Here is a 17,108-nt window from a genome sequence, read left to right as displayed (position 1 = left end):
GACTAATCAAAGACAAAGGTTACGGTTGCTTCGACAAAAACACACGGATCATCCACTTCCTACCGGATACATCAAAGTATCGTTTTCCAGGAACAATCCCGCGTGCACTGCCATTATTGCCTGTTGTCTTGATGTAGTGAAAATAGATGCCTTTGAACTGAGTCGCGTGAGGGTTAAGACCCAATGTTAGTTTTCCCTGATCGAGAAGTTCGGAAATAAGCGGAGGATCGGGAATCACGAGATCAATCCATTTTTTTCGATATCCGAAATCAGAGAATGGAAATGAATGTGACCATTGTGTTTTTGCATCCTTGTCAGCGACTAAGATGTCAAGCATTGTTTTTTTCGGATCGTAGCCGGATCCATAACGACTTGCGTATAAGCGGATTCCTTTCAGACGCAGGCTGTCGAGAGCTACATCTTGGGGAACCAATTCCTCCATATTGATGTCGATTGCAGGCCCAGAACCACCATAGCTCTGTTTGCCAGCAGATGCTCCCGCGACCGAATGAACTTCTATGCATCCAGCGAAAGGATCGGCTGTTGAAGCTGCAGGACGATCGGCCAGACGACGTTCCCCGAGATCCGCAGTTGCTTTAGGGGCAATGAATGGACGGACCATCCAGTTCTGGTTCTTATCGAGTGCGATGAAACCATCATTTGGCAGGCCTGTGAAAGAACTTGTTTTGGAAGGACTGTCATCGAGCCCCAGATAAACACCTTTTGTTCGATGCGGGTTGAACGCGAGCGCGATGTGGAAATCGTCTGGCAATTCAATTGATGGAGTACGCAACGTATACCATTTGAGATCACCTCGCTCAATGGTCGAATAAGGAAATGTCAATTCGGCGATGAGTTTTTGTTTCTCGTCCAGAACATAGACATAAAAGTCAGCCTTCGGAGGTTTAGGAGTGCCGTAGCGTGCCGCGAAAATTTGTACGGCTTCGAGGTATCGCCGTGATGTCGGTCGATCAAATCGAACAGCATGACCAGATGCGGCTATACTACGACGAGACTCTGCGGTTCCATCATCAAGAATCAGCGGCTTTGCCGACTTGGGAATGCTGTGAGTAACGGACTCGGTAACGCGGTTTCCTTTAACTCCAGTGCGAACTTCAGTTAATAAAATTCCTGCACGCAACTTCTTAATTGCGGAAACATCATCCCAAATTCTGAGAGGAACATTAAAGGTCTCTTGCTTTGATTTCGTATCTTCGGATAGTTTTGTTGTTAGCTTGTGACTACCTCGGCCGATGACCTTATTTTCTGAATCAAACGCAATGATCCACATCCGCCAGTCGGCATTCAGTCCGCCGGCATTCTTGAAGGATACTTTACCAGAGAAAAGAGGGTGATCATCGGAATCAGGCTCCTGTTTTGTGAAAATCAGACTGTCACAGTTTATTATTGTATGATCCCCCCGCTTGGCGCTGAGATTTAGTGAAAGTGTTTGATCGCTGGCAAATCCTAATTCGACAGGTGGTGTAATTATCGTATTGGCAGGAAGTTTACGAGGTACTTCGTTAAAACTCAATTCGAAATGATCAATTCGTTTCGTATCCTGGGAACCAAAGTCGAGCCGAACAGGCTGCAATGAAGACCGACTTATTCGACTGATGATAAACCCCGGAGAGCTGACGTCCGAGTGAGCCTTTGCAATGAGAACATCATCTTTGTCAAACAAACGCAAGCCGAGTCTGAAAGTCGCGGCAGGCCAACTGTTGATTCCTCCACGTAATGTGGCAGTTAGTTTATTTGCATCTTTGCGAATTTCAACCGATCCAATACTGACAATATGCGGATATTCTGGTGTGCCGGCAGTGAGTTGTGTCTGAATCGGCACGTTCAAATGAAACTTACCGCTTGTGTGACCATCTATCATTTTCGTGCGTGGGACGAATTCATCCTGCGATTTTCCGGAAGCGATGAGATAACGAATGCGCTCTTCTTTCGTGTCAGGCTTCCAGCCAAGTCGAATCAGTGACCGCGTAGCAGACCGTGTATGACGTTGTAAAGGGTCGTCAAGAATCGATTTAAGGTAGGCGATGGAACGTGGATGATTGATGCGTCCCAGTGCAATGATCGCGCGGTCAACAGCGCGATCTTTCTCTTCAATAGCTAAATAAGCCAACAGAGCATCGAGAGCAGATTCATCGGCAACTTTATAAAGCGAAGAAATGGCAGCACGTCGCGTACCCGGATCAGAAGACTTCAACAGCCGGCACAGCGCTGGATTTGCCTTGCGTCCGAAATAATGAAGATGTTCGGCAGCAGCACGTTGTGTGTATTTGTTACTGTCCTGTGTCATTTCCACTAACATAGGAAAAGCTCGTTTGTCACCTCGTTCTGCGAGTGCAAGTACGGCAGCTGTATGATCTGCATAATTCGTAGTGAGTGACTCCGCCAGGGTTTCAGTTGCCGCATCAGATTCATCATTCAAAAGGGCGGTCACTGTGGCTTTACAAATCACATCGTTTTTGTGTTGAGCCAGTGGTCTCAGAAGAATCGCTCTTTGATCTTCCGCGTGTAGTGCCACATAGCGTATTGCCGCTAAAACGAGTTTTTCATTCGTTTTTCCCAGCGATTCACGGGCCACTGCCAATCCTTTCGACGCACCTGATTTGTGCCGTGCGTGATTAGCACCCAACTTGATATCGTACAATGCCTTTTCGGCAGCTTCACGTAGTCGCCGATCTTCATATGTTCTCAGCTTCTCAATCTGTGGCAGTGCCCGTTGTTCGCCAAACTCTGCCAGCGCGCGGCACAAGCTTGTGAGAATCTTTTCATTCTGTTCATGTTGTAACAGGTTTCGTAACGGTTCGACGGCACGTTCTTCACCAATGGCTGACAAGGCGGAAATTGCTGATACCAAGTTAGGAACATCCGAAAACCGGTCACGATTTGTTGTAGTTGTGATAAGTTTGAGTAAAGGTTCCACAGCTTCGGTTGCCTTCAGCTGTCCCAGTACCTGAATTGTTCGTGTATGCTTTTCATTTGGATTCTCGAGTAGCTTCAATAATCGAGGTATCAGACGGCGTTCATTCATGTTGGCTAGTACATAAACGAGATTGAATCCGGAGACCCCCTCTGGTGGAAGCTGGGAAAACAATGCGTCACGAATGCGTACATTATCAAATCTGGCAACTTCGCGGATGGAATGAGCGCTAAGCTCCGGATGCTCACGTAGCGCTTTGGCCACAGGTTCAATTGCGCGTTCATCTTTGATCATTGCGAGACTATGAATAATAGCACTGATTTCAAAACGGTCCTTCGTGTTCCTTAATGCGTCAATCAATGGTTGTACGGCACTGTCATCTTGCAGATCACCTAACATATATGCTGCTGTCGTTCGCGTAGGCCCATCTGAGTCTTTCAGCATTTTGATCAAGTTTGGAACCAGCGTTGATTCTGCTTGCTCGCGCAATGCGTTTAATGCTGTTCGACGAATGAACGGGTCAGAATCATTCAGCAATCGCAATAGTCGACTACGTTCGCTTTCACTGGCCGCCGGCTTTGATTTTTCGGATTCCGTCGGAGCAGTATCTCCAGTGGCCACGAGACCAGCAATCGCAATGACCACAACAGAGACGGCAATCAAGGGGTTTCCAGCTAACAGTGGCTGAGGTGTTGTGGAGCGACCAAAAATACGATCGATGCGTTTTTTAAGCCCCGAAACGCGTTTTAATGCAGCGCCGAGAATCGTCGGTGGGACTGACTTTGTATGTTGAACGTGTTCTGCAGCTAAAACCAGCGCATTGGCATAGTCAACAGCGTCTACTTCATTCAACTGCAAAACAGCATCGTCGCAACAGTATTCACGTTCGGCTCTGATATTCCGCGAAATCACCCAGATCGCAGGATTGTAAAAACAAACCAATTCAGTGATGAGTTGAATTAAATTCACTAATGGATCACGCCGTTTCAGGTGCATTAATTCATGTAGCAATATCGCTGTGAGTTGTGCAGAAGTAAGTCCCGTTGTCATTGTCAATGGTAGCAGAATCATCGGTCGTGCAAAGCCAACGACCGCAGGAACCATAATCTCAGAGGACCAGGCAATTGCTGGTATCATGCTCAATTGCAGTCGTTCGGTGGTCTGGTGGTATATTTGTAACACACGGGGGTCATCAATCGTCGATGAAAGCCGTCTCAATGTTCGTCCTCGATTCAGTAAAACGATGAGTCGACCGCACATGACAATCATGCCCGATAGCCAGCCGGCAATCAGCCATTCGGCCCAAGTGATTTTCATTCCGACTGAGAGTTCTGCTGGAGGCCGTTCGATGGCATTTGTCGGTGCGAGAATGCTCTCAGACCGATATTCTGGAACAGGTAATCTGTCTTCCACTTCTGGTGTTGGTAGTACTGCATTAATCGTGTGACTACGTTGTTCCGTAAGAGATACCGTGTTGGATCCTGAATCAGCTCTGCCAGGTAGCAGACAGAACGTGGCAGGTAACGATGTGACAAGGACCAGCAATGCAGTCAACCAGACAGCATAGCGGATATTAGAAGTTTGCACGAAGAATCGACACACGCTCCATGCAATCACTGTAGCGAGCGCACCGATCCAGAGTGAATGTACGAGAGTCTGTACTAAACGAACTGCGAGTACGTGTTCAATCATGAATCCCGTTCCTTAGCTTTGCGATCTAATTCGCGACGAAGTTGGGTAAGCTCTTCGGTGTCCAGATCAGATGTATCGAGCAGTTGCAGAATGGCGTCCATGGTGGAACCAGCAAACGCGCGATCGACAAGATCGCTCAGCATTCCACGTACAGTTGCGTTACGGCGAATTCGTGCAGTGTAGAGATATCCGCTACCGTTCGATTGCAGACGACGCCGTAAGTAGCCTTTGTCTGTCATGATTCCCATGACTGTCATCACCGAGTTATGGGCCAATTCTCGGAAAGGCTCTAGCTGCTCGCGCACATGTCGTACGGTAGATGGACCATCGCGCCAGAGAATTTTGATAATCTCCAGTTCCAGTTCTGTCGGTTGTTTAGAGGTCGGGCGTGGCATCAATTTAATCCTCACTAATTATTTAGTGCAGTTTGCGTGTCGTTTTTTCATTTGTCAATACCAAACTAATTAATTAGTGACAAAAGTGAATCGCTCTTACCTTCATTGATGGTTTGGTGACCCCTTCTAAAATGCGATACATCCTTTTTCTAAAGGACTTATGATTCCAAAAACTGTATCGAGTGTCACAAACTTGTAAATGCTTCCAAATAATACTGCACATTATTCGTGTTGACTCCGTTATGCCTTTATCGAAACTGCGCGATCTGCGTCGCGCGCGCGTGGGAGTTGTTTTTGCCAGTGAATGTCTCTGCTCCTGTCGATGCTATCACTATAAAACCCCCCTGAAATGGAACGTTTTTTATCAAAATCTCAAATGACCTCCTCAAAAAAGTACTCTATCGACTCATCTTCGAATCAGGTTCGATTCACAACAGCTTGACTTCAGCTCACTTCGGTTCACATTCACGCCAACTATTCCAATTGACTGCTCTGTGCCAATTTGCATGATCTTTCATTAGCGGTAACACCAATGCTTTAGAAAAATGCCAATCAGCCATCTGGTAAGAAATAGGCTCCTCACCAGCACTGAAAGAAACAGTTACAAACCGATTATTTATTCAAATCGACTGCAAAATCAGAACACACCTTCATGCTACCCGATATCACTCGGGCGCTAGAGATGAAGATTCATCACCCTGCTTATATCACCAGTTCCTGAAGGGAGCGTTTCGCAATTTTATCACCAAAGTGCATCATTGAAACTTTTCCCTTGACATTCTAGGGGAAGGCTGACATACTCTTCCCTAGATATTCTTGGGGAGTCTAAATATGGCGAAAAAGCAAAAAGCAGATTTACTGCAAGGCACATTGGATATGCTGATCCTGAAAAGTCTGCTGGAAGGGCCGCGGCATGGGTATGGTGTGGCCAAGTGGATTCAGGTGACGACCAAAGACGCTTTAAAAATTGAAGAAGGCTCACTTTATCCCGCTCTGCATCGCATGCAGAAACGGGGGTGGGTGAAATCGGAATGGGGTGTATCAGAAAGTAATCGTCGGGCGAAATATTATCAACTGACCTCCGATGGCCGTGCGCAGCTCACAACAGAAGTAAAAGCATGGTCGCATTTAGTTGCTGCGATCAGTCTGGTTTTGAATTCAAATTTGGCGGAGGCCTGAAATGATTCGAAACGGGATTCGCACACTCATGGCTTACCTGCACTTGCCACCCATCGTGCATACGGTTCGAGAACTGGATGAGACACGTCAGGAAATCGAATTTCATCTCTCGGCCAGCGCGCAAGACAATCTTGATTCAGGAATGGATAGCCAGAAATCAGAGCAAGCGGCCCTACAGCGGTTTGGCGATGTCAATACCGTGGTCGAAGAATGTTGTAACGTCTCCTTTTCAAAACACATCTTCTGGCACCGTATCCATCAGACACTCACGTTGATACTCATCTGTGTTGTGGGTTCACTATGGTTTTACACTCGTAACAAACCAGCGGAGAAAACCGATCTTTCTGCGATGGCCGCATCCGGTTATTCACTGGCAGAGACCAGCGGCGATCTCAGAGGAACTGTGGTAAACAGTCAAGGGAAACCAGTGAATGCAGCGCATGTATTAGCGGTGGTCAAGACATGGCCAAACCATGGATTCAGGCAAAATTCCTATACGGCGACAACACGGGCAGATGGTACATTTTTGATTGAAGACGTTTATCCGCCAGAGCAGGACTACGAAGTTCAGATCGCCACTCTTGCGGACAATCATTTGCTCCAGTCGGAATATATTTCGATGCGAAAAGGTATTCTTGAACCATTTCGCTTTCAGTTAAGTGAAACGTCGCCTTTCGTATTACGATTTGAGACCAGCGATGGCAAACCGATCGCGGGAGTGAGTGCATTTCCCTTTGAACGCGTCGAACATGATGGACACGAACATTGTGTCTATTTCAGCAGTGCTCAACCTGTTGTTCGCCAGTCGAGTGCGACGGGAAAAATTTCCATGCCTCACTTTCGACCAGGTGAGCAAATTACAGTTTACGTTCGATTTCCTGAGAGCGATTGGCAGACACGTCGTTTGACTGTACCAGACCGTGCACAGGAATTCGTGCTGACACCCATTTCGAACGATTACCTCGACGGCGGATAACATTGAATTTTTATGGATGATGACTTACTGCGTAAAAGGTACGCGCACACCAACTGAGAATTTGAAAGGAACGGGTCATGAATCACCTGATACGATATGCAATCACGTTAACAACGCTGGCTCTGATATCGACGGAAACTGCTTACACTCAAAATCCGAATGTTTTGCTGGATGACAGTTTTGAGGAAGGGAAGACAGCCCCCGATGGTTGGCAGCGCGGTGCCAAAATATCTGGAGTGCGGTATGTGTATGATAAGGGGCGTGGAAAAACAGGAAAGCGCAGTCTGTCTTTGCAGAAATCTGCCCGGCGTTATTTTCCCATCGCACAATGGTATCGAATACTGCCTTATTCCGGTAAGCATACGTCTCTGAAAGTTTCCGGTCAGGTTCGCGCGCAACAGGCTACCAAAGCGATTCTGGATGTTCAGTTTTTGGACGAAAATGGAAACCAGATCGGTCACAAATGGGCGAGCTACATTGGTGCAAAAAAAGCCGGCGATGCTCCCGTAAGCCATGACTGGAAGGAATATTCCGGTGAGGTGTCTATTCCTGCGAAAACCAGACAGATCGTAGTGGCACTCCAAATTTATGGTCCCGGTAAGGTTTGGTTTGATGATATCGAAGCAACATTTGTGGATTCAATGGCAGCCACAACTGACAAGAAAGACAAAGAGAAAGAGAATGAGATAGAAGTTAAAGTCGGAAAAGCAACGGGGCGTTACCTATTGGTTCCTTCTAAAACAAAACAGACTTCAAGTAGGGGGCATGCTTTGCTGATTGTACTGCCTGGCGGCAATGGCTCAGCGGACTTTCACCCATTTGTCAAACGTATCCACGAACATGCACTCAGCAAAGATTTCATTTTGGCTCAGCTGATTGCGAGGCAATGGACAAAATATCAAAGAGTTGTCTGGCCCACCGAAGACAGTAAAACGAGCGTTGTAAAATACACCACTGAAGAACTGGTGGCAGCTGTGATAGAAGATATCAGTAAAAAACAGAAAATTGATGCCAGCCAAATCTATCTCCTGGCCTGGTCATCCGGGGGGCCTGCAGCTTATGCCACTTTATTGCAGAAAAAGACACAAGTTAGTGGCGCACTTATCGCGATGTCTGTCTTCAAACCAAAGCAACTCCCAGAGGTTACCAACGCAAAGAATCGTAGTATCTATCTGTTACACTCACAACAGGATCTCATCTGTCCCTACTGGATGGCCAAATCTGCGCATGATACATTCACTAATGCTGGAGTAAGAACAAACCTGGTTGACTATCCGGGCGGCCATGGCTGGAAAGGAAACGTCTACGGTAATATTCGCAAGGGCATCGATTGGTTGCAGAATACCAAGTGATTCGATGGGCAATCGCATTGGTATTCACGAGGATTTCATCCATCCTGTCGATAAACTTGTTGTTCTTATCGACCTTGTGATTCTTTTCTGCGAACTGTTTTGACCAAAACAGAGCTACTGTAAAACTCCCGCGAGACATTGGACAATTGGCTGATTCGAATTGGTTTTTGAGGTCGCATCCTATCCGTAGAATCTGATACATTATGTCCGATGGACAGACTTAAGAACCAAGATCCTTTTACGGAGAGAAGGAACGATGCGAATCTTAATTGTGGGAGCTGGCATTGGTGGGATGACCCTTGCCGCCCTGCTCAAACAGCGTGGTATTAAACCCACGCTCATCGAACGCGCCCCTAACTTCGACCATGCAGGCTATATGCTTGGCCTTTGGCCCCTGGGCTATCGCGTGTTGCATGGTCTCTCTCTCTATGAGCAGTTTGCCGCCGAGTGTATTGAGTGTAAACATTACGAAGTCCGCGATAACCACGGTGAAATTGTTAAGAACTGGTCTATGGGTTCGATTAGCAATCGATTCGGTGCGAACTTAAGTTGCACGCGACCACAACTCATCAAACTTCTGCACGCTGGTCTTGGAGATACCGACCTGCGATTCAATACGTCTTTTGAATCTCTCCAGCAAGAAGGAGAAGAGGTCGAAGTCACACTCAGTGATGGATCGAGTGAAACCTTTGACCTCGTTGTGGGGGCTGACGGACTCCATTCGAAAGTTCGCACTTTGGTGTTCGGTGAACAGCCCTATTATCACACCGATTGGGGTGGCTGGGTCTGGTGGGTCGATCTTAATTCGGTTCCACAGGAAACGTTTGTCGAACACTGGGGTGCGGGTCGCTTCTTTGGTGTGTACCCGACACGTGATGGAGCGGGCGTTTATGCCGGCGCGCCTGTGATGGGTGAATTTGATCAGCAGGGCGCGGGCCGACGCGAACGTATTTGCGAACAGTTTGCGGGCATGGGCGAAATTGTTGACACTTGTCTGGCGGCGATGCCCGACGACGATGAAAGTCTGTTCTTCTGGAAACTTTCGGACGTTCGCTCGAAAGAATGGGCACACGGTCGGGTGGTTCTGTTGGGTGATGCCGCCGCTGGTTTTCTACCCACAGCGGGCATTGGTGCATCGATGGCGATGGAGTCCGCCGCTGTCCTGGCTGACGAATTGTCACGCACTAACACCCGGTTCCTCGAACACGCTCTCTCCCTCTACGTCAAACGTCGTAAACACCGGGTTGAAAGCACACAAAACGACTCTCGTCATCTGGCCAAAATGATGTTTATCAAGTCCGCCACTGTCGCCCACATCCGCGACGTCGCCACGAAATTTTATTCACTCGAACAACTCGCTGGTTCGATTGCCAAAGCCTTTGATGAACCAATTTGAGTTTATTGAATTTAAAAAAAGCGTTCTAAGAATTATAAGAACGTAACGAAAATCAATATCCCCGATTCGTGCGATTGTTATTTTCAGTTTTCGCTTTCTGAATCGCCGTTCGTTGTTCCTCGTTATAGAAATCGACGGTCAGCGGTTTCCGTTTCTGTCCAGAGAGTGTTTCCAGCAACCTAAGCAGCGTTTCGACAATCTGGGGCTCGGCGTTTGTTTCCAGACCAGCTGTGCGGGCGGGCCAGGTGGTGTAACCACCCAGGTAGTGTTGTTCGTGTGGGGGAATGTAGCCGGCGGCTCCGTTGGCCAGACCCATGTTGAACGTGACTTGGAACGGACTTTGTGCTTTCAGCTTCAAGCCGGTGATGCCGTAGACTTCGTTGGGGATCGCGGTGATCGCTAAATCGCCGATACGAACTGCTTGCAGTACTACTTCTTCGTGTGGATGCTCTTTAAACCAGGCAACCTGTTCGGCGTAAACTTCCGGAAGATTCTTAGGACGCCGCTTGCCCCGTTTGGTATTGAGTTCTTTCGCCCAGGCGATGCGTTTCCGGTTCGGCATTCGAAGTTTCAGTAACAGTGTTGTTTCAGCCATTGCTAATTTTGGATTTCCAGTTTCGTATTGCATTTTCTGATAAGCGCCAAAAGCGATGTCAGCCAGTTCGTTGCTATATTTGGTGATGTTATAGTCGGTCCTCCGCGGTTGGGAGTAGTCCATCCATTGCAGGTCGCCGGACGTTCCCTGCGACATCGCAGCCACAAACGGTGTCTGAGAGGAGCTGGCAGCTGCGATTTTGTTTTCCATGAGCTTGCTGAATTTTCCATAGTAATCAGCGGAAAATCCGCCTCCGGTGCCAAAGTAATGCATCGAATAGTTGGCGATCAAACCAAGGGGGCGTTTACCATCCGCTGACTGAATACTTAGCAGTGTGAGGCCCGTATCAGCCGGTCCCGCAGGGCCGCTATAGTCGGGATTTTGATAGCCGGGGTGCATCATCGCGCGTACTGTTGTTTCCCCAAATGGATCGGCCGCGTATTGATCAGGCTGCTTCAACCAGCGGCGGCAGTGAGTATGTTTCGGTGCATCGACGACCGTGAAGCCGACCCGCGCCGGTTCGAGATTTGCATGCGCCTGCGCAATTCCTTCGGCCAGTTTGGGAGGCAGAAAGCGTTCATAGTTGGGGTCGCTCCGTGTGCCCAGGCACAAGTTCATCACGCTGGGGGCAGTATGAGTGTGCGTGGATGCGATCAGAATGCGATCGACGGGGATTCCCGTCTCTTTACTGGCGAGAACCTTTGCCCGATAGCAGATGTCTCGGGGGATCATGCACGAATCGACGACTGCAATGGCAACCGTTGTATCTTCCGATTTCAATACGAAACACCGCGCATGTAGCCGGTCAAGAATTTTGTTCTGACTCCGTTCGAGAAAACCACCGTTCTGAATGGCAGGCAGTTTGGGGGGAGAGACATCGATTGCATACGCACCCGCGGAAAGCCCACAGTCTCCGCGTGTCGGCACGATCCACAGAAACAACACAAGCACAATAAAGACAGATTTCGTAAGTCGTAAGCCGTTCACCGTGTTGTGCACTCCCAAACTTTCAGTGTCGTTTCCGTGAATTGTCACATGAGCCCCCTGCCCTTTATTTTGCTTTCTGTTCCCGCAGCAGCTTTGCCAGATATTCTGTGGTTTCATCGGCAATCACATTGTACCCTGCCAGATTCGGATGTCGATCTCGGTACCAACCCGGCAGGTGCCCCAGAATGGGATCGAGTTCATTGCTCATCACCTGCACTCTATCTCGATAGACAAACGGTTTCACGAGTGCATGATATTTTTCGGGTACTTTCTCCAATGGATATCGTCGGTAGTTGAGCATGTTCGGCCCCTTTTTCAACTCGGCCGCATAGCGGGGATAGATATCAAATACGTCGAGCTTCTCTTTCTTGGCGACATCAAATACCAGGTCATTAATCTCTTTGCTGGCTTGCTCATTCGAAAAGGGAATCACAGTCATGGGGATCAACTGTGCGTTGGGATGGTCTTTTCTGAGACGCGCTAGCAGCTCATGAAAGTCTTTAGGGAAATTTTCAGTGAATTTTTTTCGCCTTGCGCGATCGTTGATGCCATAGCGAATGAAAATATAATCCAGTCCGGGCAACTTAGCTGCATCGCGATCATAGCGTCCCGAATCGAACAGCCGGCGGATGTATTCGCCACTCAAGCTGGAATTGATCACATGACACGCAGGCAAATCTCCTTCCGCAGCCAGCAACTGTTCGATCACCTGCTCCAGATGCGGCCCTTTGGGTTTCAACAGTCGCGGAATACTGCCTTCCGTAGTGCTGTCGCCCAGTAAAAGTATCTGTATTTTCCCCTCATGCTCGGCTTGAGCAACTGAGGGTGGCAGAATTGCTACCATACTCAAAACAAGGAAGGAAAAAACGGTTTTCATTAACGGGCATCGGTGCGAGTTCATCTAGTTAGTCCTGTTTGGAGGAAGAAATCAGCGGAGGGTTTTTCATTGTGGAGTATTCCTTTCATTATGCTTCACCGGTAGACCGAATTCAATTTCAATACTGATTCGAAATGAAAGCGAACTGTATTTCTCAGACTTTTTCGGTATCCTGAATAGGGGCTCTCATCTGAAAAGAACATGCGACCACGGCAGGTACTATAGTGCAAATCGGAATTTTATCAGACACACATAATCACCTGCCACGAACTGAGCAGGCTGTTACCATTTTGCTGGACGCTGGTGCTGAGGCACTCTTTCATTGTGGTGATCTGGCGAGTCCTGAAATTGTCACCGCCTGTTCGGTATTGCCTTTCTATTTCACATTCGGAAATCACGATTCCGATATGGTGCCTGTGCTCGAGCAGGCTGCCCGAGAAGAAGGAGCACATTGTCTGCGGTGGGGCGGCGAAGTTATGCTGGCCGGGAAACGGATCGCCCTCGTACATGGCCACATCACAAAAGATTTGCGGCCTCTGCTGGAAGCGGAACCAGACTATTTGCTAACCGGCCATTCGCACAAAACTCATGATTTTCAGGTAGGCTCCACACGACGCATCAACCCCGGTGCCCTGTTCCGCGCCAGCGAGTTTTCAGTTGCCCTGCTCGATCTTACGACCGACGATTTGCAGTTCATACGGGTAAACAATTAATAACCCTCACCCACGAGGCACTCCCAGGCAAATTCGAAACCCGTCACGCGAGTCGGAGTAGCTGGGGCTCTGGAGACCGAGACGGACGGCACAGCGGGCATTCCCGGGGACGTCGAAATAGTTGCCTCCGCGACAGACAGGACGCGGATTCTCTTTGACAAAATAGAGATCTTCATGTCCTCCTTTTGGATCGAAGTGATCCAGGACAATTTCCCACACGCCGCCACACATGTCCGCCAGGCCGAAGCCGTTGCGGCCTTTTTCTCCATAGTGATCGACGGGCGAGACAAACGCGAAGCCATCACTCCAGGGTGCATTTGCCAGTGGCCAGATTTTGTTGCGTCCGGGTAGAAAGTCGACAGCCGAAATGTTGAATCGCCCTTCTCCCTCTCTGAGATCATTGCCCCACCAGAAGTAGGTGCTTTCACGGCCGCCCCTGCAGGCATACGCCCACTCGGCTTCTGTAGGAAGGCGGTATTCCAGTCCTTTCGGTAGTCGCCCTGCCTTGCGTTCGCGTTCTGTAAGCCATTGGCAAAACGCGCGGCCGTCGTTCCAGCTTACACAGACCACTGGATAACAGTCCCGCAACGGAAATCCGAAATTCGGATCGCGCCAACTCTTACCCTTCATCGAAATCCAGGGGTGAGGTGGAGCCTTGGCGGTAACCTTCCAATTGGGATCAAAGACTTGTGTCTTGCCGCCCGGTTTTTCCGCATCACTGACGTAACCACTCTCTTCTATAAACCGTTTGAACTGTCCCACGCTGACTTCCGTGCGGCCCATCCAGAACCCGTCTTTTACCCGCATCGGTCGTGGTTGCTCTCCTTCGTACGACTCACGCACGGTTCCCGGTGTGGCCCCTCCTTCGATGCCTGTCGCCCAGGCTTTCTCTTCCGGTGTACTTCCCATTTTGAATTTTCCTGGCGGAATGAAAACCACTTCCAGCGAGACATTGCCGCCCAAATCGATTTGCTTCGCCGCCCCCTGCTCTGGAGGCTCAGCGGCCACTACGAGAGCGGTGCCGCAAATCCCAGTTAGAACTGTCATGCATAGGAGGGACAATGAAAACAGGCAAACGACATTTAAGATCCTCATGGGATGTTTCCTTTCAAGAGAAGACTCAGTATCGCAAGGCAGAACGAGTGGCCCCTGCCTATGTCAGCAATATGGCATACCCGGGGAGCTTGTTAAGGCTTTACTATAGTCTAAGATTCTTTTAGGAATTTCGATACCACTGGCACCAAATTGGGGCTATTTGTGCATGTGATCCTGGGCATCGATCATCATTTTTTGATGAGAGCTTCCATTTCGCGATAGCGGCTTTGTAATTCGGCGTTGCCGAGTTCAGGATAGAGCAGCATCGTCACGCCCAGCAGTTTTTTGGCCTCTGCTTCATCACCCGATTTAAAAGAAGTTTGAATAATGTGTAAACGCGTTTCCAGCCAGGGAAGGCTTCCGGCTTTTTCTGTCTGTTCGATCTGACGCCACTTTTGTCTTGATTGCCGCAGGCATTCTTTGGTTCCACATTTTTCCAACAGCAGCGCCACCTGTTTAACGAGACTTCGATCATTGGGAGACTGTTTTAAAAGTGCCTGATAATATTCGAGTGCTCTGATAGGTTGATCAATTGCCAGGTAGGCTTCTGCCAGACAAAGATCTAACTGTCTTATTTGATGTGGTTTCAGTTCGTCTCGCCGGCTTGCGAGCTTTTCCGCTGATTTTAACTGTAAGAGACCTAACTCTCTGCGGACTTGCGGTGTCAGTTCCAAATTGATTTGGGAAACTCCGTTCAGAACAGAAAGCAGTTCGTCGGTCCCCGCCGTTTCCAGATTTTCAACCAATGAACGTGCTTCTGATGGGTTTCCCTGTCCAGCTAACGCAATGATTTGCAGTCTCAGCGCCTGATTGGAAATGCGATTCCAATGTTGGATTTCCCGTGTTGTTTGTGAAACACTTGAATCTGATTGCTCATTGTTTCTTTTTAATTGAGCCACAATGTTGGATGAAGTGTGAACGATCAATTCCAGCAGTCGATTTGCTTTTCGATAGAGGGGAGGCGTATCATTCAAATAGATGCGAGTTAGCTGCAGGGCAATGTCTGCCTGAATTTGTAGTTTTGCTTGATTGCTTTCGTTAGGGAAATGGGCAAGCATTTTCTCCAATACGTCAATCGCTTCTTGTCGCCATGCCTGTGTTGGTTTATTCAACGAAGAAAGGCGTAATAAAATATTTTCATAACAGCGCGCTATTCCAAGTTGTGCATCAAGTAATCTTGGATGATTTTCTGGAACTTCGGAATACAGGATAAGCGCTTTTGAATATTGCAGCCGCGATTCTTCCAGTCGTGCCAGCATCCACCCTGCTTCATAAAAGCTTGTACCATTGGGGAAACGTTTTCGATGGGCTTCCAGGGCGGCCGTATATGCCAGTCGCCGTGATTTCGTCCGACTCTGAGTGTAGAGTTGTCCCAGACACCATGCCGCCAGCAGGCTGGCGTCGGCTGCTTTGGGGACAGAATCGTATCGTTGTACCAGCGATTGAAAATGCGCGGCCGCTTTCTTGTATTGCTTATCCTTTAACTGGAGCGAAGCACTGGTGAATCCAAGTTCGAATGCCAGATCTGTATTTCCCTGTTCGGCTGCTTGTTTTGCCGTTTCGTTGTAAGCCTCGATGGCTTCTTCTGTTTTTCCCTGTGAATAAAATAATTGCGCTTGTTTCAAACTTTGGGAAATACTGCTGCCGTATTGGTCTAGTTGCTGCTGCTGGTTAACCAGCATGCGCGCACGCTGTGCCCAATAACCGGGTTGGGACGTCCAAAGATGCTGAGTTCGTGTTTCAATTTGTTGCCAGATTTCTGCTTCCAGAGCTTCCTGCTTTTTATCTAACGCAATTTTTCTGAGCTGGATCAGCGCTTCGATTTCCAGGTAACCTAATTCGCTTGAAGTTCCATTGTTTTCCTGTCGATAGTTGATGATCTGTGTTGCTGCAAGCTGTGCTTTGTTTTCAGCCAGTAAAATTCGCATCGATTCTACAAAGAGGGGTTCTTTGAGATAGGCAGGTGGTTTTTCTTTGATTAGCCTTTGAATGGCTCGCACAGCAGCGCCTAAATCTCCAGCAATTCGCTTACATTGAATTAATGCGAGTCTGCTCATCCAGGTAATTTGTAGAGTGGAAGCACGTTGTGACAGAGGTGTCAGCCATTTTTTTGCGGCGTCGAGATTCACGGTTTTTTGATTGACCTGATGATCGTACAAATCGGCAAGTTTCATTTTTGTTTGTGCGATCAGCAGTTGAAAATCCATCAAGGAGTCTCGAAGGAGAGCAGTCCCGAGTAATGTAAAATCTTTGTGTGTGCCTGATCTTTTTAAAAGTTGATTTAACTGTTTTTCGGACTGTGTTAATTCTGAAGCTGCATTTGTCAGCTTCGAAATCGTTTTTTGCTTGAGTGCTTCATTATGCGGAACTGCTTTTACTTGCCAATAGAGAATGTCTGCTTTTTGAGCCGAGATTCGGGAACGCTCGGCATTGAAGATCGGAGCATCAGTCCAATTGGGATGCGCTTTTAATATTTGCGTGATTGCGTTGTTTGCACGTTTCCAGAGTTCAGTTTGCTCAGCATCCTCGGCAACCATGGCATGTGCTGATAAAGTCCTCACCAGTTCCAATGTGTAGCGGGCACGATCAGACTCGGAAAGACGAGGTTGCGCAAGACGATTGAGACAATATCCTTCGGCAATGCCAAAGAGATGTCGTTGACGTAAGCCTTCAAAGTATGCGGTTGTATGATCTTCCCCAAAGCCAACATTGCAAAAAGTAATCAGCAGCATTACAAGGGAGGGGGGGAGCCATCTTGGAGACGCCGTCAGACCCCGGGGTGATTCTGATGTGATTCCCGATTGTTTTTGTCGATGGTGCATAGGCAAATCAAGTGGACAAAGCTTGCAGAGATCAATGTAGCTGTCATTCAATGTAGACAATAAATATCTATAATCATACGCATCACAGACCTTG

The 17,108-nt window shown here is 48.3% G+C and carries 11 protein-coding genes; 5 read left to right on the top strand and 6 right to left on the bottom strand.

The window, feature by feature from the left end:
- Positions 1-19 precede the first annotated feature (19 nt).
- Both V202x_RS26630 and V202x_RS26625 read right to left on the bottom strand, forming a co-directional pair.
- Entirely contained in the window at positions 20-4,627 is a 4,608-nt protein-coding gene (locus V202x_RS26630) for a M56 family metallopeptidase (protein ID WP_145180033.1), read from the bottom strand.
- Positions 4,624-5,022 carry a BlaI/MecI/CopY family transcriptional regulator gene (locus tag V202x_RS26625; protein WP_145180031.1) on the bottom strand — a complete coding sequence of 133 codons (399 nt, stop codon included), beginning with the start codon at positions 5,020-5,022 and terminating at the stop codon, positions 4,624-4,626. The genes V202x_RS26630 and V202x_RS26625 overlap by 4 nt, the downstream gene beginning before the upstream one ends.
- An 831-nt stretch (positions 5,023-5,853) precedes the next feature.
- Between V202x_RS26625 and V202x_RS26620 the strand changes: the two genes are divergently transcribed.
- From V202x_RS26620 to V202x_RS26605, 4 genes are all read left to right on the top strand, one after another.
- The gene (locus V202x_RS26620) at positions 5,854-6,201 is read left to right on the top strand and encodes a PadR family transcriptional regulator (RefSeq protein ID WP_145180029.1); all 348 of its coding nucleotides are present in this window, start codon (positions 5,854-5,856) and stop codon (positions 6,199-6,201) included.
- Position 6,202: 1 nt separating this feature from the next.
- A complete protein-coding gene (locus V202x_RS26615) occupies positions 6,203-7,177 on the top strand; it encodes a carboxypeptidase-like regulatory domain-containing protein (protein WP_145180027.1) in 975 nt (324 codons plus the stop codon).
- Positions 7,178-7,254: 77 nt separating this feature from the next.
- A complete protein-coding gene (locus V202x_RS26610) occupies positions 7,255-8,529 on the top strand; it encodes an alpha/beta hydrolase (protein ID WP_145180026.1) in 1,275 nt (424 codons plus the stop codon).
- 256 nt (positions 8,530-8,785) lie between these two features.
- Complete coding sequence (locus V202x_RS26605; RefSeq protein ID WP_145180024.1) at positions 8,786-9,925, top strand: FAD-dependent oxidoreductase; 1,140 nt, start codon at positions 8,786-8,788, stop codon at positions 9,923-9,925.
- Positions 9,926-9,977: 52 nt separating this feature from the next.
- Here V202x_RS26605 and V202x_RS26600 read toward each other — a convergent pair whose 3' ends face one another.
- Together V202x_RS26600 and V202x_RS26595 are read right to left on the bottom strand one after the other, a co-directional pair.
- Positions 9,978-11,624: a neutral/alkaline non-lysosomal ceramidase N-terminal domain-containing protein gene (locus V202x_RS26600; RefSeq protein ID WP_145180022.1), complete on the bottom strand. Its 1,647-nt coding sequence runs from the start codon at positions 11,622-11,624 to the stop codon at positions 9,978-9,980.
- Positions 11,572-12,408 carry an SGNH/GDSL hydrolase family protein gene (locus V202x_RS26595; protein ID WP_232098727.1) on the bottom strand — a complete coding sequence of 279 codons (837 nt, stop codon included), beginning with the start codon at positions 12,406-12,408 and terminating at the stop codon, positions 11,572-11,574. The genes V202x_RS26600 and V202x_RS26595 overlap by 53 nt, the downstream gene beginning before the upstream one ends.
- A gap of 200 nt (positions 12,409-12,608) precedes the next feature.
- Here V202x_RS26595 and V202x_RS26590 point away from each other — a divergent pair, with 200 nt between their 5' ends.
- Positions 12,609-13,097, top strand: a complete 489-nt coding sequence (locus V202x_RS26590) for a metallophosphoesterase family protein (protein WP_145180020.1) — start codon at positions 12,609-12,611, stop codon at positions 13,095-13,097.
- Between the two features lie 6 nt (positions 13,098-13,103).
- On the opposite strand, the gene V202x_RS26585 is transcribed toward V202x_RS26590, so the two are convergent.
- Positions 13,104-14,192: a formylglycine-generating enzyme family protein gene (locus V202x_RS26585; RefSeq protein WP_145180018.1), complete on the bottom strand. Its 1,089-nt coding sequence runs from the start codon at positions 14,190-14,192 to the stop codon at positions 13,104-13,106.
- A 188-nt stretch (positions 14,193-14,380) separates the two neighbouring features.
- A complete protein-coding gene (locus tag V202x_RS26580) occupies positions 14,381-17,014 on the bottom strand; it encodes a tetratricopeptide repeat protein (protein ID WP_145180017.1) in 2,634 nt (877 codons plus the stop codon).
- Positions 17,015-17,108 lie beyond the last annotated feature (94 nt).

This window comes from Gimesia aquarii (assembly GCF_007748175.1).
In the GTDB taxonomy this organism is placed as follows: Bacteria; Planctomycetota; Planctomycetia; order Planctomycetales; family Planctomycetaceae; genus Gimesia; species Gimesia aquarii_A.
This window is presented reverse-complemented; position numbering and strand designations above follow the sequence as displayed.